Below are 465 nucleotides of genomic sequence, written 5' to 3' on the forward strand. Positions count from 1 at the left end.
GATCGGGGTGGGGCCGCAGGCGACAGAGTCACCAGGGACGATTGCGGGGAGTGCCGGGCCTACCGGTGTGACGGCGCCAGGCGCGGGGGGCAGCACCGGAGCTGGCGGAGTCGGTATGGGCAGCGGCACGTCTTCTGCGAGCACGTCACTCGGCCCTGGGCGCATCACCGCCACCGGCAGCCTCCTCAACGACGGCGGGCGCATCTATGCCGGTGGGCCGATCGCGCTGCGGGCTTCGCAGGTCGACAACACCCGTGGCTCGATCATGGCATCGAGCCTGTCGACCGCGGGTCCGAGCTTCAGCAATGCGGGGGGCACGATCAGCGTCACCGGCGGCTTCAGCGCCAAGGTCGATCGCTTCGACAACACGGCGGGCAGTGTGCGCGCGAGCAGCGTAAACATCGCCAGCGGCGGCGAACTGATCAACCAGGGCGGCAAGCTGGAGAGCGACGGCCTGATGAGCCT

The 465-nt window shown here is 69.7% G+C and carries 1 protein-coding gene; it reads left to right on the plus strand.

Going from position 1 to position 465, the window contains the following annotated elements:
- Positions 1 to 115: 115 nt before the first annotated feature.
- A partial coding sequence (locus B0W80_RS34150) for a hypothetical protein (RefSeq protein ID WP_143684935.1) occupies positions 116 to 465 on the plus strand: 350 nt, incomplete at its 3' end.

The sequence above is a fragment of the Variovorax sp. KK3 genome (genome assembly GCF_001984055.1).
In the GTDB taxonomy this organism is placed as follows: Bacteria; Pseudomonadota; Gammaproteobacteria; order Burkholderiales; family Burkholderiaceae_C; genus Variovorax.